The sequence below is a fragment of the Corynebacterium poyangense genome, from assembly GCF_014522205.1.
Taxonomy (GTDB): Bacteria; Actinomycetota; Actinomycetes; order Mycobacteriales; family Mycobacteriaceae; genus Corynebacterium; species Corynebacterium poyangense.
Map to the genome: position 1 here is coordinate 1,090,793 of NZ_CP046884.1, position 19,555 is coordinate 1,110,347.

Genomic DNA, 19,555 nt, shown 5'->3' on the forward strand with positions numbered 1-19,555 from the left:
GCGCTTAACTGTAGCGGATCGCTAATCTACTTTACGCACTGCACCCTTGTCTGCACTGGTTGCTAGGGCCGCATAAGCTCTGAGTGCGGTGGTGACCGTGCGCTGTCGATCAACCGGTGTCCAGGGATTGTCCCGAGTTAACATTTTCTCTCGGCGTTGCTTTAACTCTTCATCGGAGATATTAAGATGCAGCAAGCGCTGGTGAACGTCAATGGTAATGAGGTCACCATTTTCCACCAGACCGATCGCGCCTCCGTGGGCTGCTTCGGGGGAGATATGGCCCACGGAGATTCCGGAGGAACCACCGGAGAAACGCCCGTCGGTGATCAAGGCACAGGCGCGGCCCAAACCGGCTCCTTTCAAAAAGGCTGTGGGATGAAGCATCTCTTGCATACCGGGACCGCCGGAAGGCCCCTCATAGCGGACTACTAAGACCTCTCCGGGTTGGATTTCCTTATTAAGGATGCACGAAACAGCTTGTTCTTGGCTCTCCACAACTCGCGCCGGCCCTTCAAAGTGCCACAGTCCTTCATCAATCCCAGCGGATTTAATAACGGCACCATCAACTGCCAGGTTTCCCCGTAGAACAACGAGGCCACCGTCAGCCGTGTAGGCGTGGTCAACATTATGGATACACCCATGTTCAGCATCCTTATCAAGCTCATCCCAGCGGGCTGATTGGGAAAATGCCTCGGTGGTGCGAATACCCCCAGGGGCAGCATGGAAAAGCTCGACGGCTTCTGCTGCCGGATTTTCACCACGGATATCCCACTTATCTAACCAACTGGCAAGATCCTTGGAATGAACAGTGTGGACATCCTCATGGAGTTTCCCAGCCCGACGCAACTCACCAAGAATCGCAGGGATACCTCCTGCGCGATGGACGTCCTCCATGTGATAATCCGAGTTCGGCGATACCTTGGCTAAGCAGGGAACGCGCGTGGATAGCTCATCAATATCCTCAAGAGTAAAGTCCACGCCACCTTCTTGAGCTGCCGCAAGGATGTGCAACACAGTGTTGGTGGAACCCCCCATAGCCATATCTAAGGCCATGGCATTTTCAAAAGCCTTCTTGGTAGCGATCTTCCGGGGCAGAACGGAGTCATCTTCATCGCCATAATAGCGTCGACACAACTCCACGATTGTTTTCCCGGCTTGCTCAAAAAGCGCTCGTCGAGCTGTGTGGGTGGCTAAGGTCGAGCCATTTCCGGGAAGGGAAAGGCCTAAGGCTTCGGTGAGACAATTCATGGAATTGGCGGTAAACATGCCGGAGCATGATCCGCAGGTAGGGCACGCGGAACTTTCGATGGTGTGCAGATCAGTCTCGGAAATGGCCTCATTAGCGGACGCGGAAATGGTGGTGATCAAGTCCGTGGGGGCGTGGGCAATTCCATCGACGACTACAGCTTTGCCGGCTTCCATCGGTCCCCCGGAAACAAAAACTGCCGGAATATTGAGGCGCATCGCCGCATTCAACATTCCTGGGGTGATTTTGTCGCAGTTGGAAATACACACCATAGCGTCAGCTGTGTGTGCGTTGACCATATATTCCACTGAGTCGGAAATAATCTCCCGGCTGGGCAAGGAGTACAGCATCCCTCCGTGGCCCATGGCAATGCCGTCATCAACCGCAATAGTGTTGAATTCTTTGGGTACCCCGCCCGCAGCTCGCACTGCTTCAGCAACGATGTCACCGACATCCTTGAGGTGAACATGGCCGGGAACAAATTGTGTATAGGAATTAACAATGGCAACGATCGGTTTGCCAAAATCTTCTTCTTGGGTTCCGGTGGCTCGCCACAGGGCCCGGGCTCCTGCAGCATTTCGTCCCACTGTTGTTACTGCGGATCGTAATGGGATCACGGCAGATCACTCCTGACACTTTGGGCTGGGTTTGATATGTGGTGAGGAATTTATCCTTAGTCCTGGGGGCGTCGAGCTTGTTGACACTGTTGATATTCCTCGTATTCTTCTTCGCTGAGTAACACCTGGTGGCCATCGCGGTGAACAACTCGAACTTTGGCATCAACGGCCTCACGTCCTTGAGTAAGGACGTCGGGAATTCGGCCACGGGATGCTTCCTGCAGTTGAGGAAGATTATTAAAACTCACCACGGGGACGGTAAATACCCCTTGATTAGTGGTGTGTAATAACGTCCGTGAACCTTTAAAGCTGACGCCTTTAATATCATCCCAGGAAAATTTCTGTGCCGACTTAAAAGCGTAAACCAGAGAAATTCCAGATTCTGAGACAGCGGTACGGGTGCGCAACGTCCACCAACAAAAGAGGGCCACAACGACGAGGAAAAGTGCCATCAAAATCCAACACCAGGGTGTCGGTGCGGAACCAGCAGCAAGAATACCTATAGCTGCCATGATGATGGCCCCGAGCAGATGGGTGCGCTCGGGGCGGAAAGTGACCTCAGGCGGTGATGCCGGTGTGGAACTCATGGTGGATATGGTAGCTGTTATCTCAATCTCGCTGGAAACAGCCCCTCCCCATCATGAACTCATCCCACAGGCGCGGTTGTTTGGGGCTCAGCGGATTTATGTTGAGCCGCCGCCCCCGTATGTGTTTCTGCCGCACCGCCACCTTGGTTAGCGTGTGGTTCGGGTGTATTCGCTGGGGCCGGCTGTCGCTGCGTAGTGGCCGTCGCGGACGGTGCTGGTTCTCGGCTAGGTTCCTGGGTATAGCTTGGTTGCGTTTCTTCCCGCGGGTAGGTACTCGTCGGCGCCTCAGACTCAGTGGTCGTCGGTTCCGAATGAGTAGTGGGTGTGGGGGTATTTGTCGAACTCATTGGTGGGGGTGCTAAAAACCCATCGCCGATTCCATCCGCAGTCTGGAGACTCATCATCTTCAACGCGAAAAGAACGATGAGAGATACTAACAAAATAGTGGTGGAAGGCCGGACCCAGCCGTGGAAAGTTAACCATTGGCGGCGTCGAGCAGGAGAACGGTGTTCCTTATTATCGTGATCTCCGCTTGCAGAATCCTTATCTGGATCAAGTGGATTAAGAACAGAGGTGTCTTGAATCGCGGGATCCTGCTCTAATTCTTCTTTGGTTTTTAAGTCGTGCTGCTGAGGAATTACCTCGGTGGTTGGTGCTTCAATGATTTCTGTGTCGGAACTAGAAACCGGCATAGCCTCGGTGCGTAATTCACCGGACGTTGTCGTCGCTGAACCATACTCATCCCAGAACTCATCCAAAATGCAGGTTCGAATAGCTCGTTCAATCATCCAATGATTACCGGCGGTTGACTGCACCATAAAGCGCATGGTCATCAGCCAAGGCATCCCCACAGTAGTGGGAGGGGTGATAGCTACGGCGGGTTGGACTACCAAGTCACCAAGTAATTCTGCTTTGACTTCTGGTTTGGTTAAGGCTCGACGCGCGGCTCGTTCAGAACGACTAATAGCTTCTTGAACATTCTCTGAGCCAAGAAGGGGGATAGGAATACTCACCACTGCCCGAGACCAATGATTTGAGGCGTTAATGCACACCCGAGCCGTGGAATTGGGGATAATAACGGTTTCTTCCGCCAGAGTTCTAATCTGGGTTGCTCGCATGGTCACCTGGATGACGGTGCCCTCAGCTTTAATGCCATTGCCTTCAAATTTCACCCAGTCGCCAACCCCGAATTGCTTTTCGGTCAGGATAAAGAACCCGGCTAAGAAGTCAGCGATGATGGATTGGGCACCAAGACCAATGGCTGCAGAAGCGACCGTCGCGGGGATAGCGGCACCGGTAAGCGAAAATCCCAGTGTTTGAAGCAAAAGCACCAGGAGAATAAACAGGGCGATGATTTGTCCGATATAGACAGCCACGCCGGCCAAAGCCAGTTGGGTTTTATCATCAGTGCTATCTGCTGGGGAATTGGTGGGGCGATTCTCTATTCTTCGATTCACCCAAAAGAGAACGAACCGGCCAATTCTGGGGACCAGGAAAATCAGCACCAGAATCAAGAACAGGTTGAGTCCGGTGTTGACGATCCAGCTCCAGATGTGAAGCAACACGTACTGGGTATATGACATGCCTTAGACATTAGATGCTCAACCCCTGCCTTTTCAGTTCTTAAAAGTTAACTAAAAACTCCCGAAAATAAGGGGTGATGTTGGATAATTCTTGAGGCTGTGTATGATGTCTGTCATGACAATTATTCGACTTGTACGACTTAGCACTCGGCGCCTGCCGTAGCGGCTTTGTCAGCGAGTCGTCCCGTCAAGCGCCCTCAAATACACTCCACCCAGTGTTTTGGAGGGCGCTTCGTCATTAGCGGGCCACCCGAACCGCGATTTCTTAACCGATACCAGTTCTAAGGAGACGAATTCCCGTGAACGCGGCAGCCACACAGCAGCCTTCCCCGGCCCAGCTGGCCTCACGTGACCGCAAATCTGGCACCAAGCCAGAACGGATGAGTGGGGCGCAGGCCATTGTGCGCTCTCTTGAGGAGCTAGGCGCTGAAACCGTATTTGGTCTACCCGGCGGTGCCGTCCTCCCGCTTTATGACCCGCTTTATTCTTCCACGAAGGTTCGCCACGTTCTTGTTCGTCATGAGCAGGGCGCTGGACATGCGGCCACTGGGTATGCCCAAGCTACCGGGAAGGTAGGGGTGTGTATTGCTACCTCTGGTCCCGGTGCTACTAACTTGGTGACTCCATTGGCGGATGCCATGTTGGATTCCGTTCCTATTGTTGCGATCACCGGCCAAGTAGGGCGTACCTTGCTAGGGACGGATGCCTTCCAAGAAGCTGACATCCGAGGTGTGACGATGCCAGTGACGAAGCATAATTTCATGGTTACTGAGGCAAAGGATATTCCTTGTGCCTTAGCGGAAGCTTTCCATATTGCGGCTACTGGTCGGCCAGGGCCGGTGTTGGTGGATATTCCCAAGGACGTACAATCTGCTGAGATTGAGTTTATGTGGCCTCCCAAAATTGATATGCCTGGGTATCGTCCAACAACGGTGCCTCACTCGCGGCAAATATCTCAGGCGGTTGAGCTTATTGCACAGTCACAGCGGCCGGTTCTTTATATCGGCGGCGGGGTCATTAAAGCGGATGCCGCAGCGGAGTTGAAGGCTTTTGCTGAGTTTACGGGTATCCCAGTTGTCACCACGTTGATGGCTTTGGGCGCGTTCCCAGATTCCCATCCCCTACATATGGGGATGCCGGGGATGCACGGCACTGTGCCTGCGGTCGGGGCTATGCAAAGAAGTGATGTTCTTATTGCGGTAGGTACTCGCTTTGATGACCGGGTAACAGGGGACGTTGATACCTTTGCCCCCTTGGCGAAGATTGTTCACGCGGACGTGGATCCGGCTGAAATTGGAAAAATTAAGCCAGTGGATGTTCCCATTGTTGGAGACGCTAAAGAGGTCTTGCGGTCTTTGCTTGATATATATCGACGCAAGAATCTCGCGGCGCCGGATACTGCTGAGTGGCATCGCTATCTTGGTGAATTAAAAGACCGCTTCCCCCGCGGTTATGACCAGCACGAGGGGTCTTTATCTCCCCAGTTTGTTCTGGAGAAGCTCTCTGAAACCGTCGGGCCGGATGCCATTTACTGTGCCGGTGTGGGCCAACACCAAATGTGGTCGGCGCAGTTTATTGACTTTGAAAAGCCGCGGACGTGGCTCAATTCCGGCGGGCTAGGAACCATGGGATATTCAGTCCCAGCTGCGATGGGAGCCAAAGCCGGAAAACCCGACACTGAGGTGTGGGCGATTGATGGGGACGGCTGTTTCCAGATGACCAACCAGGAGCTCGTCACTGCTGCTGTCGAAGGGTTCCCCATTAAAGTTGCCATTATTAATAACGGCAACTTGGGAATGGTGCGCCAGTGGCAGACCCTCTTCTATGAAGGCCGATATTCCAATACCCGCTTGCGTGGCGATGATGCCTATATTCCTGACTTCGTGGGGTTAGCTGAAGCCCTTGGTTGCGAGGCATTCCGGGTGACCAGCGAAGATGAGGTAGTGCCGACGATTGAAAAGGCCCGGCAGATTAATGACCGACCTGTAGTGATTGACTTTGTGGTCGGAGAGGATGCTCAGGTGTGGCCTATGGTGGCTGCTGGGCATTCCAATTCAGATATCCAATATGCTTTGGGTCTGCGTCCCTTCTTCGATGATGAAGATTCCGCTGCGGAGAGTCCCGCTGAAATTGACTCTGCTATCGATGCTAGTGCTACCCAGCAGCCACAGAACCAGAAGAAGGAGAACTAAGGTGAGCAGTGATAACACCGTCAGTCGGCATATTCTTTCCGTCCTGGTTCAAGATGTTGACGGGATTACCTCCCGTATTGCCGCGCTTTTTACCCGACGCGGTTACAACCTTGTTTCTATCGTGTCGGCTAAAACCGAGAATGAAGGTATTTCCCGTTTTACTATCGTTGTTGATGCTAGCGACGTCGTTATTGAGCAAATTACCAAACAACTTAATAAGCTCATCAATGTTTTGAAGGTGGTGCGTTTAGAGGAAGAATGTACCGTTTCGAGGGCCATTATGCTGGTCAAGGTGTCGGCAAATAATCACAACCGACCACAAATTGTGGATGCGGCAAATATTTTCCGAGCCCGAGTGGTGGATGTTGCACCTGATTCTGTGGTGATTGAGGCTACCGGGTCGCATTCCAAATTGCGCGCATTGCTCGACGTCCTTCAGCCTTTTGGGATTAGGGAACTGATTCGCTCAGGGCAAATTGCGTTGAATCGTGGGCCAAAGATCATGGCTCCGAACGTGCGCTAGCTGGAGTCCAACTAGTTACAACCATCAAAATCCATCCGGGAATATCTCACTAAATGAGACACTTTTAATTCTAATAAATACTGGTAAAAGGGGTAAAGGTGAGGCGTAGACCCCCTGCAACTGGGAAATTGTCTCATGCTGTGATACAACTGGGTGAAGAGGAATAATAAATTTTAGGAGAAAGGTAGGCCTCCATGTCCATTGAGGTTCTTTATGACAACGATGCTGATTTGTCAATTATCCAGGGCCGTAAGGTTGCGGTGATTGGTTATGGATCCCAGGGGCACGCTCACGCCCAGAACCTGCGCGAGTCTGGCGTCGAGGTGGTTATTGGTTTGCGTGACGGTTCTCGCTCTGCGAACAAGGCCAAAGAAGCTGGGTTTGAGGTCAAATCCAATGCGGATGCCGCTGCTTGGGCTGACGTCATCATGATCTTGGCTCCTGACACCTCTCAGGCTGAGATTTTCCATAACGATATTGAGCCCAACCTCAATGATGGAGATGCGCTGTTTTTTAGCCACGGGCTTAATATTCATTTCAAGCGAATCCAGCCGGCAGAAAATATTACGGTTGCTATGGTCGCCCCAAAGGGGCCCGGCCACCTGGTGCGTCGAACCTTCGTGGACGGCAAGGGTGTGCCGACCCTGATTGCCGTGGCTCAAGACCCCAAGGGTGAAGGACGCGACCTTGCGTTGTCCTATGCTGCTGCCATTGGTGGTGCTCGGGCCGGGGTTATTCCCACCACCTTCCGTGAAGAAACCGAAACTGACCTCTTTGGTGAGCAGGCTGTGTTGTGCGGTGGCTTGGAAAAACTGATTATGAGCGGTTTTGAAGTCCTCACCGAGGCTGGTTATGCCCCGGAGATGGCGTACTTCGAGTGCCTCCATGAGATGAAGCTCATCGTTGACCTCATCTACGAGGGTGGAATTGAAAACATGAACTATTCCATCTCAGAAACAGCTGAGTTGGGTGGCTATGTGGCTGGTCCTCGAGTCATTGATGACCACGTAAAAGACAATATGCGTGCGGTCTTAAAAGACATTCAGGATGGATCCTTCGTAGACAACATGTTCCAGGATGTTGCTGAAGGCCAACCTGAGATGAAGCGCTTCCGCAGTGAGTACGCCGAGCACCCCATTGAAACCACTGGTAAGAAGCTGCGTGATCTGATGAGCTGGGTCAAGGTCGATGCACGGGCTGAAACTGCCTAGAGCTTCTACCCCCAAAAACCACATTGCCTCACCCCTCAGGGTGAGGTTTTCTTCTTCTCACTTACCTTCCATAGCTGGTTTCTGATCGGCCGCGTAGAGTCTGACCTATGGGTTTCACGACACCAAGTTACGGGCTTCAAGATCTCTTTTCTCGGATTGACCAAGGCGAACTCCAACTACCTGATTTTCAGCGAAACTATAAGTGGAATGTGGACCAAATTCGCTCCCTGATTGTGACGGTGTTACGCGGATACCCCGCCGGGTGCCTCATGGCTTTAGATACCCGAAACGTCCCCGTTCGTTTTCGTTCCCGCCCCCTCCATGGCGCCCCTGAGCCACATCAAGCTCCTGGGCTGCTTCTTCTTGATGGCCAGCAGAGACTGACCACTCTCTACACCGCTATGAGGGGAGATGGCACCGTCAACAGCGTCGATTTTCGCAATAAGAAAGTAGTGCGACGTTTCTTCGTGAATCTTTCACGAGCAGTCGAAGATGACGTCATGCCCGATGATGCGGTGTTCAACGTTGATGGCGAAGGGATCGTCAAATCTCACTTCGCTCCCTCCATCCCAGCTGGGCTCAGTGATCGCGAAGCCGTGATAGAAGCAGGTGTTATTCCAGTATCTACCTTGTTGAGTGGTCAAGCGACAGATTTACTCTTTGATTTAGCCAAGGACGCCGACGACCACTTAAGAGAAAAAATCAAAACTTTTTACACTCGGATCGTGCGGCCTCTGGCTGCCTATCAGTTGCCTATGATTCGAATTGGTCGAGAAACCGCTCAGGCAGGCGTCGGATCAATATTTGCACAGGCAAACTCAGTTGGCCTTCAAATGGATGTTTTTGAGCTCTTTACCGCTGTCCTTGCGGCAGAGGACCCAGACTTCCATCTCGGCGAACAATGGGAGGAAATCTCCCACGAGTTATCTGAATATCCAGCCCTCAACGAAATTGGGCGCACTGAATTCCTCACCGCCGTGGCGCTAGTTTCCACCGCTCGGCGTGGTCACGCCTCGGGGCACCGAGAAGATATTTTGAAGCTGAATCTTGAGGAATACCAAGCGGCCGAAGCCGATGTACGCTATGGATTCCGGGAGGCAGCTTTATTTCTTGCTCAACGCTGCATCCTTAGCACCGAGCAAGTCCCCTTCGTGCAACAACTTATCCCGCTCGCAGCTATTTTCGCGCTCCTCAATGACACCCCTGATGCGCTAAGAACCACGCTGGGCTGGGACCGACTACACCGATGGTTCTGGTCAGGGGTATTTGGCGAACTCTATGGTTCTCCCGCCGTCACCATCCGCATGGGGCTGGATGTAGATCAAGTCACAGCCTGGATTAGAAGTGCAGCCAGCGGAGATCCAGCTGAAGAACCAAAGACAGTAAGGGATGCAACCTTTAATGAGTCCCGGCTCTTAAGCGTCACGGAAGACTCTGGTGTTTATCACGGACTATATGCCTTGTTAATGGGCAGAGGAGCTAGAGATTGGCGGACGGGTCAAGCATTTAATCGGTGGACCTATCCGGAGTTGAACCCCTCTTTTGCGCGAATATTTCCGGTGTCGTGGTGCGTTGAGCGCGGGGTGGACAAGGACCTTGCAGCCAGCTTAATTAACCGCACCCCCATGGGGAAGCGGACTGAGGTAGTCACGGAGGGTACAACCCCCGCTAGGTATTTAGCGAGAGTCCAATCTAAATCCCTCATGGATGATGAGGAATTCGATGCAGTCTTAGCCAGCCATGATGTGGATGTGGCTAGTCTCCACGCCGGCGACGCAGCTACGTTTCTTCAAGATCGCAAAGAAAGAATCATCGGGATCGTTGAATACGCCATGGATAAAGCAGTGATCCGGGACCTTGATACCACTAACCTTAGCGGTGGAGAAGAAGGCCCCGAAGCGTTTCTGAAATGAGCTTATGCATTTTAGGGAATTTAAATCTAGGATGGAGCAAGTATGCCTCAACGGTGGAAGGAAACTAGCTTGTCTTTATCTCTTAAAAGCCGAAAACGCTTAATGGCTTTGTGTGGAGTAACCATTTTAAGTGGATCCTTATTAGTGGGGTGTAGCTCCGATAACGGAAAAGGCGGTCCACATGTCAGTGTCGAGGATGCTGATGCCGGTCCCTTCGGGGAGGCAGCTGCTGCCAATATCAACCGGAATGTTTCCGATGATTATGAGGCAACCCCGCAAATTTTGGCTGATTCTGACGGTTCTGGATCAGAGGCCGTCGCGCGTTTTCATGACACTTCGGAAACGCTGATTATCTCTGATTCAAAGGATGCTTCACAATTGCGGGCAGCGTCTATTGCAGTTTTTACTCATACTCCCATGCTGATGTTGAGTGATAAAAACTCTAAATCCATTAAGGAGAGCATAAAACAGTTACAACCGGGAAAGGTTTTGTTGGTTGGTAATATTGACGAAAAGTCAGTGACACCAGACCCGGATCCAACTACTGACTCTCCGGATAAACCCGCAATTAACTTCATCCGAGATAATGGGACGGCTGAAGGGCTTGAGGCGTTGACTGCCACTCAGTTTACTGAGCAAGAAGTTGATCGCCCTGAGGACATGGTCAAAGCAGTGGTGGGGCTCAATGGCAAGGATGCGGTGTTGCTGAAGCCCACCTGGGAGCAATTTGTGCCTAGTCCTCAAGCCCAGGGAACACCCGAAGCTTTGCCAGCAGGAACAGCTGAGGATGGAAATTCCGCACCCATTACTATTGCCAGCCCACAAAGTGCGGTCGCAGCAGTGGGTACCGCCCGCGCCTATGGAGTAGAGGTCCGGTATATGGATTATCCGGACCCGCGGTTGAGCGATGACACGATGAAGATGGTTGCCGGGCTGTCGAATCGGCCGTTGTTGGCGTTGGGATACCAATTTGGAAGCGGCAAAACGTTAAGCGAGAAAATCGAGCGGGGTGAGCACGTTACCGCTGAATTGCCGGGTGGCGGCCGGCTTGTTTTCCCGGGACGACGCATGATTGCCCTCTATGGTCACCCCTCTGGTCCAGCACTCGGTGCGATGGGTGAACAAGATCCGGCTGCCTCGGTCAAGCGAGTGAAGGATTTAGTTGATCAATATCAGGGGATGTCAAAAGAACCGGTTATCCCGGCTTTTGAAGTCATCGCCTCCGTTGCTTCTGCTGATCCAGGCCCCGACGGAACCTACAGTAACGTCTTCCCCGAACAAGAGCTCCGACCTTATGTGGATGCCATCATCAATGCTGGCGGATATGCGGTCATCGACCTCCAGCCAGGTAAAGCCTCTTTGCTTGACCAGGCCAAGAAATATGAGAATCTCCTCAAGGAGCCCAACGTGGGCTTGGCATTAGATCCGGAGTGGAAATTAGAGCCGGGAGAGCTTCCGATGAGCCAGGTCGGGCATGTGGATGCGTCAGAGATTGACCAGGTTTCTGAGTGGTTATCAAAGCTAGTAGATGATAATAAGCTGCCACAAAAGGCTTTGGTTCTGCATCAATTCCAATTGCAGATGATTAGAAACCGAGAGTTATTAAACCTGGACCATCCTGAGCTGGCCTTTGTTCTTCACGCTGATGGGCACGGTAGCCGCGAGCAGAAGTTCGACACCTGGGATGCCATGCGAAGAGATCTAGATCCGCGGTTCTTTATGGCATGGAAGAACTTCTTCGATGAAGATCAACCCATGTTTACCCCGCAACAAACCTTCAATGACGTTGTTCCACGCCCCTGGTTTGTTTCTTATCAATAAGTCTCACAGTTCCGCTCATCGGGGTTCTGCTCCGGGATAGGTTTAGGCGCGAATGGGGGTAGTCCAGCTCTGTCTAATTTTCAGACAGGGCGGTCTAGGGTAGCGTCTAAAGGGTTGCACGTCAGGGTGAGAAGGCGTGAACTCGCTCGTAGTCGACGCGGTCGTGCCGGCTGCGGGCGGACGTATCTATCGCATCAGGAGTCCTACCTGTGAACCGTCCCGTTGTACTCATTGCAGATAAACTTGCTCAATCCACTGTTGATGCTCTGGGAGACGCCGTTGAGGTGCGTTGGGTTGATGGCCCGAACCGAGCTGAACTTTTGGCTGCCGTCGGGGAGGCCGACGCCTTATTAGTGCGTTCTGCTACTACGGTGGATCGTGAAGTGCTCGAGGCTGCGCCGAATTTAAAAATCGTTGGGCGTGCCGGGGTGGGTCTAGATAACGTCGATATTTCCGCCGCTACCGAACGCGGCGTCATGGTGGCTAATGCCCCCACCTCAAATATTCACTCCGCCTGCGAACACGCTATTTCCTTGCTGCTATCGACCGCACGGCAAATTCCCGATGCTGACGCCTCTCTTCGGAGCGGGGAATGGAAGCGTTCCGCTTTTCAAGGCGTCGAGATCTACGGCAAAACCATTGGTGTTGTTGGATTTGGGCACATCGGTCAGCTGTTCGCTCAGCGTTTAGCTGCCTTCGAAACTGAAATCATTGCCTATGATCCGTACGCAAATCCAGCTCGCGCAGCTCAACTAGGGGTAGAGCTCGTGGAGCTGGAAGAGTTGATGTCCCGGGCTGATTTCGTGACTATCCACCTGCCTAAGACTCCCGAAACTGCGGGAATGTTCAATGCTGAGCTGCTAGCGAAATCGAAGCCCGGGCAAATCATTATTAACGCGGCTCGGGGAGGTCTGGTAGATGAGCAGGCTCTCGCTGATGCGATTAATGACGGCAGAATCCGAGGCGCGGGTTTCGATGTCTATAGCACCGAACCGTGCACTGATTCGCCACTGTTCGGCATCAAGAACACCGTAGTAACCCCGCACTTAGGGGCTTCCACTCTCGAGGCGCAAGATCGTGCCGGTACTGATGTCGCCGATTCCGTGCTTCGCGCATTACATGGTGAGTTTGTGCCCGACGCCGTCAACGTCTCCGGTGGTCGCGTAGGCGAAGAAGTCTCTCTCTGGCTGGATTTGGCCCGCAAACTTGGTTTACTCGCCGGACGACTCCTCGATGCTGCTCCTACTGCTGTTGAAGTTGAGGCTCGCGGTGAACTGAGCACTGAAGATGTATCCGCCTTGGGGCTGTCAGCTCTTCGGGGAGTGTTCTCCGGAATCCTTGAAGAACCTGTCACCTTCGTCAACGCCCCCGCCATTGCAGAAGAACGCGGTGTGGAGGTAGACGTCAAAACCACCACCGAATCTGCTACTCACCGTTCTTCTTTGAAGATTACGGTCATTAGCGCAGACGGTCAGCACGCTGAAGTAGTAGGAGCGTTAACCGGGCTAGACCGGGTAGAAAAATTTGTCCAGATCAACAACCGTGGTTTTGATATGCGTGCCGAAGGGTTGAACCTCTTCTTGCGCTATACCGACGCCCCGGGCGCTTTGGGCAAAGCTGGCAGCGTTTTAGGTGACGCCGGCATCAATATTGAAGCAGCCGGGTTAACCCAGGCAGCAAAGGGTGATGGTGCCATCTTGGTGCTTCGCGTAGAGCGTGAAGTTCCCGAGGAGTTAGTAGCTGAGATCACTCAGGAGCTAGGGGCAGAAGCGTTCCAGTTGAATTTCAGCTAGCGACCTCGGCGTCGAGCTTCCTGGAGCCCTGCGGATTATTAATATCCGCGGGGCTTTTAGGATTCCGAGGACAGTTGGTCGTGAATGTCCTCCCGAACTGTTTGGCGTAACTGATCCTCGTCGATATTTGATTCGTTCAGCATGGTGCGGATTTCTGTGCGTTCCTTATGAGAAAGTCGACGGCCAGAGCGCGCTGAGCGGAGAAAGAGCGAACGCAACCGAACGCGTCTTTCTGTTTCTGCACTGATCTGCGGGCGATCCTTCAGATAGGAAGCCACCAGAATGAGGACCATCGCTACCCCTAAGTAGCCAAGAAGCGGATACACATAGTTCATGAGGGATTTAAATCCGACGAAGCTGATGGCGTAGCCCAGAAGACAAAGCACGAGGTAGCGGATTCGGAAGCGGGATTGATCCTGGGCGCTTATTCTGCGCCCCAGGGCATAGAACATGCCGATGCAGGTGTTAAAGATCATTCCGTAGACTACCCACACCACGACGTAGCTGGCCCAGGGGGAGATGTGGTCAAAGACTTTCAGCATCGGAACATCTGAGCCCTGGATGTCGTCCGTATTGGCAAAGAGGGTGATGGCGGACATGAGCATGAGAAGGGTAAAGACCACTCCGCCGAGGAGCCCGCCGCGTCCGGTGTCCCTGGGGTTGATATAGCTACCTCCGATGACTAAAACCATGGACACAGCGAGGATGAGATCAAGACCGGCGTAATTGATGGCAGAGAGCCACCAGGGGCTAACTGGGGAGTCGGCTTGTTGGGCTAGCTGATTGAGGTGGGAGAAGTCCGCGGGTAGGTGAGCCAGGGTGTAGCAAAAGGCCACAATGACGGCGATGATGACGAAAGGTGTAAGCCCACCAATAACTTTTGATACTCGTTCTACATCGAGCAATCCAGTGAGGATAATCAGGATCAGCATCACGGTAGATCCAATCCAGGTGGGCACATCAAATTGCTGGGAGATGGTTGATCCGGCCCCAGCTAGCATGACAAATCCCAGGGCAAAGAGGGTAACCATCACGGCGATATCAAGAGCCCAGGCTACCCAGGTGTAGGTAGCTGAGCGGAAAACCGATTGGTGTTCATCAGCTAGGTAATAACTTCCCAATTGCAAGATGACCACGCCGGCGATGGAGATGATGATTCCAGACAGGATGGTGCCCCAAATCCCGATGGAACCGAAAGAAATAAAATTTGAACCAGTTCTTGACCGGTGGCGAATCCAGCCCCGACGATAAGCCCAATAAATGCCAGTCCGATGGAAATGACATTCCTCATGGCTGAGAGAAACACTCCTTCAAAGCACTAGAGATGAAGTTATAACTTTTTTTATATTACTCAGCGGGGGCTTAGGGTTCATGAGCTCCATCGGGGAGTGGGGTAGCCTTAGATGGGTTAAGGCCCCAGGCGTCGGGCCGAAAGATTGATTGTTATAAGGAGCGTAGCATCGTGGAACCAAGCGCTATTGTTCGCGCTTTATCACAGATTTTCCAAGAGTTCGACGTGGTCCCGGCGAATGCGCGAAGCGGTGCTTTGCCCTTAGAGGTTAATTGCGGCGCGTTTCAGCTGAGCTGTGATTTAGTGCCAAACCGTCACGAGTTCATCGGGGCAACGGCAACGTGGCTAGGTCAGCTTCCGGCGCAGCTGTATGTGGAAGCCTTATCAGTAGCGAACTCCCTTAATAGAGAACACCCTTGGCCGGCTGTATCGCTAGTTCCTGAGCGCAACAAGGACCTTCTTGATGTGCTTCACGACGATGCAGGGGTGCTTAACGCTCAAGCGCAGATCGTTCATCCTCTGCCGGTCGATGAGGGGCAATGGCGTTCATTTGCCGCTAGTGCTGTAGCTAGCGGAGTGGTTTTATCCCAAGCATTTTCTGACGCATTCCCCGATTATGAATCTGGACAACCTCTTCATACGGTCATCACTCCTGGTCCTGTCTACTTTCCGGGGGTTACTCGGGACCGAGTGCGTCAATGGTTTTCCGAGCGTGGTTTCCCAGATATCCCCTTTAATGAAGAAGATGAATGTTTTAATCTCTCCCTCCACAACTCCCCGGTAGATATTGTGCTTCGCAACTCCGAGGTATTTGAGGTGAGAGTTGCTGCAGCCTTGCCCGGGCAGGGCAGTGGTTCTGGGGAGGCGGATCCGGCAACTGCTGTGCATGTGGCTAATCGGCTACACTCTCTGGCACCTCTAGCTCGCGCCAGCGTAGTGCAAGAAGATCATCGATGGTGGGTTGTGAGTAGCTGCGCAGTTCCGCTAGGGGCTGGGGTGAATGATTACCAACTAGATCTTCTTGTGCATCAAGGGATTATGCAGTCAGCCACCCTTTTGCGGGCGATCATGCACCGCGTGCAGTAGAACTGCTACCATAGCCGCAAAAGTTCATCAGGTGAGAGAAGGTGTCCACATTATGAAATTAGCTGTGATTCCTGGCGACGGTATCGGACCAGAAGTAATTGCGGAAGCATTGAAAGTTCTGCATGCGGTCCGTGATGATATTGACGCTACACATTTCAATCTTGGAGCTGATCACTACCTTGAAACCGGGGAAGTGCTCTCCGATGACACCCTCGCCGCATTAAAAGACTATGACGCAATCTTATTGGGAGCTATTGGTGCCCCGGGGAAAGTTCCCCCCGGAATCCTGGAACGTGGACTGCTCCTTAAACTTCGCTTTGCCCTCGACCATCACGTTAATCTCCGGCCAGCTAAGCTATATCCCACCTCTGAGTCCCCGCTGGCGAATCCGGGGCAGATAGATTTTGTTGTGGTTCGAGAAGGAACCGAAGGGCTTTATGCTGGCAATGGTGGCGGTCTTCGCGTAGGCACACCGCAGGAAGTAGCTAGTGAGGTTTCGCAGAACACCCGCTACGGTGTTGAGCGAGTAGTTCGTGATGCCTTTCACCGCGCTCAGGGGCGTCGGAAACACCTCACCTTAGTGCATAAAACCAATGTTCTGGTTAATGCCGGCAGCCTCTGGCAGCGCACGGTTGATGAGGTAGCTGAAGAATTCCCCGATGTTCAGGTGGATTACCACCATATCGATGCGGCCACCATCTACATGGTGACTGACCCCTCTCGTTATGACGTTATTGTCACAGATAACCTCTTTGGGGATATTCTGACGGATCTTGCTGGGGCTATCACCGGCGGAATAGGGCTCGCGGCCAGCGGCAATATTGATGCTTCAGGAACTAACCCCTCGATGTTTGAACCGGTCCACGGATCGGCCCCCGATATCGCCGGACAAGGAATTGCTGACCCTACTGCCGCTATTCTTTCTGCCGCATTACTCTTGCGTCACCTCGGTGATGAGGCTCATGCCCAGCAGATTGAAGACGTGGTAGCTCAAGACATTAGTCAGCGTGGACACGCCTCCTTATCGACTCAGGAAGTTGGGGACCGGATAGCGGAAGCCCTGGCGAATTCCTAGTGCAGAAATCCAACTAAAACCGCAGCGCACTGCCCTGAAAACCGATACACTCAGCAGCTATGAGCGTAGAGATTGAGGCAGTGCGTGATTTTATTGCCGAGGTCGAACCTTTTAGTCGGCTTCCTGAGTCTGTGCTTAATGACGTTGCACGGCACATCACCATGACGTATGTGCCCAAAGGCACTGAGGTCGTGGCTTATGGGCACAATAATGATCAGCTCTTCATTATTCGAACAGGCGCCGTTGATGTTCTCGATGAGCAAGGACTGTTACTAGATCGTCGGGATGCTGGTGGAAGCTTTGGCTATTCCTCTCTGATGGGGGAGCCCAACTTTAGATACCAGGTTATTACCGTTGAGGATAGCTTGCTGATGATCCTTAAGGAGTCTACGTTCAGTGAACTTGCTCAAGCGCATCCGGAATTCGAGCGTTTTTATTCCTCACAGAGCCGACGTATTGCTGCCGAAGCCGAGCAACTACGGCAGGGGCCAAGTAATGAATTACTGCGCACCACCATCAGCACCTTCATGGTCACTAATCCCTTGTGTATTCCGGCGACTACGAGCATCCAACACGCTGCGGTAGTCATGCGTGACCATGATAGTTCCTCGCTGTTAGTTACAGCTTCTGATGGGGAACTTCGCGGTATTCTTACCGACCGGGATTTGCGATCCCGAGTTCTTGCGGCAGGCCATGATCCGCAGCAACCAGTCAGCACCATTATGACGAGCAATTTACTGACAACATCGAGCACGGCGCCAGCTTTTGAAGTGATGCTCTTAATGGCTGAACACGGTATCCATCATATGCCCGTTGTTGATGATGGCGAGTTGCGAGGAATTCTCAGCTCAGCAGATGTCATCCGACTTCTCCACCAGGACCCTATTTACCTGACTGCTGACCTCTCCCGCCGGACCTTCGAGGATATGACTGATGCCTATCGTGATGCTGTTACCTTGGCGCTGCGGTTTATTGAAAAAGGATCACATCCTCAAGATGTTGCCGGACTTTTGACTATGGTGGCTGACTCTATTGCCCGACGCCTCATCACCTTAGCGGAGGAAGAACTTGGACCGGCCCCCATTCCTTGGGCTTTTGTGGCCTTAGGTTCCCAAGGTCGTAAAGAGATGGGATTAGCATCGGATCAAGATAATGCTCTGATCTTGGATAACAGCTACCGTGAGGATGAGCATGGAGAATATTTCCGTCGTTTTACGGAGATGATTTGTCAGGGGCTTCACCGGGCAGGGCAGATTCTTTGTCCTGGAGATATGATGGCCCAAAATCCGCAGTGGAGAATGACTTTAGCTCAATGGCAAGACACGTTCCACACATGGATTACGGCTCCTCAGCCGGAGGCTCTTCTTCATGCTCAGATCTTCTTTGATCTCAGAGGTATCGCAGGTGACCAGCATCTTGTTGATAGTCTCCATCGTGATGTTGTGGAAATGGCTCAGGGGGCGTCGCGCCTCCATGCCCACCTCGCCGCCCTGGCCGCCCGACGTGAACCACCGCTCGGATTTTTCCGTGGTTTTGTGGTGGATCGTTCCGGGGAATATGCCAATACCCTGGACGTCAAGAAAGGCGGAATAGCGGCCATTGTGCAAATGGCTCGGCTCTATGCCCTCCATGCAGGTTCGTTATCTCTATCAACGCGTTCTCGTCTCCAGGAGGCTGCCGCAGCTGGAACCTTATCTGACGATAGTTCCCGGAATCTTCAAGACGCCTTTGATGTTCTCAGCTCTCTTACCTTAAAGCATCAAGCTGACCAGGTTATTGCCGGCCATGATCCGGATTATCACCTCAATCCAGCTAATCTCAGCAAAATGGATCGGGAACACCTCAGGGATTCTTTTCAGTTAATTAAAAACCTCCAAACCGCCTTAGCCACGAAATATCCGGTGCGTAATATCTAAACAACCGAAAGGAAACACTTGGGAGTCTTCAGCGCCCTTTTCTCCCGGTCCACCACAGTGCCGCCGCAGTGGGAACACACTAGTTTCCCGCCTTCATCTCATCTGCTCCACGATCTACCCCTCCTCGCTGTCGATGTGGAAACAACCGGGCTTAATCCAAAAAAAGACGTCATGGTCTCCATAGGGTGGGTACCCATTAACGGAAGAACAATCGACCTAAGCCAAGCTGCTGAACTCATCATCCAAGGCGCGCCGGGTTTTTCTGTTGGTTCTTCCGCCACTATCCATTACTTCACCGATGAGCAACTCGCATCCGGGGTGAGTCTGGACAAAGCTATGGATGAACTATTAACTGCCCTGGCTGGTCGAGTTTTATTGGCTCACTTCTCGCATATTGAACAGCAATTTCTAGCGCGAGCATGTCAGAAGGTATATCGGGCTTCTTTTCAGCCTCCGGTGGTGGACACCTTCGCCTTAGAACGCCGACGTATGGAGCGGATGGGGACATACCCGCGTGGAGAAGATCTTCGCCTTCCTCGAGTCCGAGAGCGATATGGTTTACCGCGCTACCCCAATCACAGTGCCCTTCATGATGCCTTGGCTTGCGCTGAGCTCTATCTGGCGCAAACGGTAGATGCGAACAGTCGGGGAAAGGTATTAGGCGACCTGCGTCACTAGAGGTGATCCCCGGCACGCTAGGA

14 protein-coding genes are annotated in these 19,555 nt (G+C 52.6%); 10 read left to right on the plus strand and 4 right to left on the minus strand.

The annotated features are described in order from the left end of the window. Positions 1 to 21: 21 nt before the first annotated feature. The 3 genes from ilvD to GP475_RS05150 are packed head-to-tail and all read right to left on the minus strand — an operon-like array spanning position 22 to position 4,033. The gene (ilvD, locus tag GP475_RS05140) at positions 22 to 1,863 is read right to left on the minus strand and encodes a dihydroxy-acid dehydratase (RefSeq protein ID WP_187975559.1); all 1,842 of its coding nucleotides are present in this window, start codon (positions 1,861 to 1,863) and stop codon (positions 22 to 24) included. Between the two features lie 56 nt (positions 1,864 to 1,919). Continuing rightward, positions 1,920 to 2,450, minus strand: coding sequence for a PH domain-containing protein (locus GP475_RS05145; protein WP_187975560.1), 531 nt, complete (start codon positions 2,448 to 2,450; stop codon positions 1,920 to 1,922). A 59-nt stretch (positions 2,451 to 2,509) separates the two neighbouring features. Further along, complete coding sequence (locus GP475_RS05150) at positions 2,510 to 4,033, minus strand: mechanosensitive ion channel family protein (protein WP_187975561.1); 1,524 nt, start codon at positions 4,031 to 4,033, stop codon at positions 2,510 to 2,512. Positions 4,034 to 4,332: 299 nt separating this feature from the next. Here GP475_RS05150 and GP475_RS05155 point away from each other — a divergent pair, with 299 nt between their 5' ends. From GP475_RS05155 to serA, 6 genes are all read left to right on the plus strand, one after another. Beyond that, positions 4,333 to 6,225: an acetolactate synthase large subunit gene (locus tag GP475_RS05155; RefSeq protein WP_187975562.1), complete on the plus strand. Its 1,893-nt coding sequence runs from the start codon at positions 4,333 to 4,335 to the stop codon at positions 6,223 to 6,225. Position 6,226: 1 nt separating this feature from the next. Further along, positions 6,227 to 6,748, plus strand: coding sequence for an acetolactate synthase small subunit (gene ilvN, locus GP475_RS05160; protein ID WP_224400008.1), 522 nt, complete (start codon positions 6,227 to 6,229; stop codon positions 6,746 to 6,748). Positions 6,749 to 6,942: 194 nt separating this feature from the next. Then, the gene (gene ilvC / locus GP475_RS05165; RefSeq protein WP_187975564.1) at positions 6,943 to 7,959 is read left to right on the plus strand and encodes a ketol-acid reductoisomerase; all 1,017 of its coding nucleotides are present in this window, start codon (positions 6,943 to 6,945) and stop codon (positions 7,957 to 7,959) included. Between the two features lie 107 nt (positions 7,960 to 8,066). After that, positions 8,067 to 9,872: a GmrSD restriction endonuclease domain-containing protein gene (locus GP475_RS05170; protein WP_187975565.1), complete on the plus strand. Its 1,806-nt coding sequence runs from the start codon at positions 8,067 to 8,069 to the stop codon at positions 9,870 to 9,872. Between the two features lie 102 nt (positions 9,873 to 9,974). After that, complete coding sequence (locus GP475_RS05175; RefSeq protein WP_449506140.1) at positions 9,975 to 11,693, plus strand: MBL fold metallo-hydrolase; 1,719 nt, start codon at positions 9,975 to 9,977, stop codon at positions 11,691 to 11,693. Positions 11,694 to 11,902: 209 nt separating this feature from the next. After that, entirely contained in the window at positions 11,903 to 13,486 is a 1,584-nt protein-coding gene (serA, locus tag GP475_RS05180; protein ID WP_187975566.1) for a phosphoglycerate dehydrogenase, read from the plus strand. A gap of 56 nt (positions 13,487 to 13,542) precedes the next feature. Here the strand turns inward: serA and GP475_RS05185 are convergent, their stop codons facing one another. Continuing rightward, on the minus strand, positions 13,543 to 14,622 hold the full coding sequence (locus GP475_RS05185; protein WP_262485240.1) for a YkvI family membrane protein: 1,080 nt from the start codon (positions 14,620 to 14,622) through the stop codon (positions 13,543 to 13,545). Between the two features lie 326 nt (positions 14,623 to 14,948). On the opposite strand from GP475_RS05185, the gene GP475_RS05190 reads away from it, so the two are divergent. The 4 genes from GP475_RS05190 to GP475_RS05205 are packed head-to-tail and all read left to right on the plus strand — an operon-like array spanning position 14,949 to position 19,532. Further along, positions 14,949 to 15,863 carry a hypothetical protein gene (locus GP475_RS05190; RefSeq protein WP_187975567.1) on the plus strand — a complete coding sequence of 305 codons (915 nt, stop codon included), beginning with the start codon at positions 14,949 to 14,951 and terminating at the stop codon, positions 15,861 to 15,863. Positions 15,864 to 15,915: 52 nt separating this feature from the next. Beyond that, on the plus strand, positions 15,916 to 16,938 hold the full coding sequence (locus GP475_RS05195; RefSeq protein ID WP_187975568.1) for a 3-isopropylmalate dehydrogenase: 1,023 nt from the start codon (positions 15,916 to 15,918) through the stop codon (positions 16,936 to 16,938). Positions 16,939 to 16,997: 59 nt separating this feature from the next. Then, on the plus strand, positions 16,998 to 18,854 hold the full coding sequence (locus GP475_RS05200; RefSeq protein WP_187975569.1) for a DUF294 nucleotidyltransferase-like domain-containing protein: 1,857 nt from the start codon (positions 16,998 to 17,000) through the stop codon (positions 18,852 to 18,854). Positions 18,855 to 18,872: 18 nt separating this feature from the next. Then, positions 18,873 to 19,532 (plus strand): exonuclease domain-containing protein, encoded by a 660-nt coding sequence (locus GP475_RS05205; RefSeq protein WP_394367415.1) that lies wholly within the window; start codon positions 18,873 to 18,875, stop codon positions 19,530 to 19,532. Positions 19,533 to 19,555: the final 23 nt, after the last annotated feature.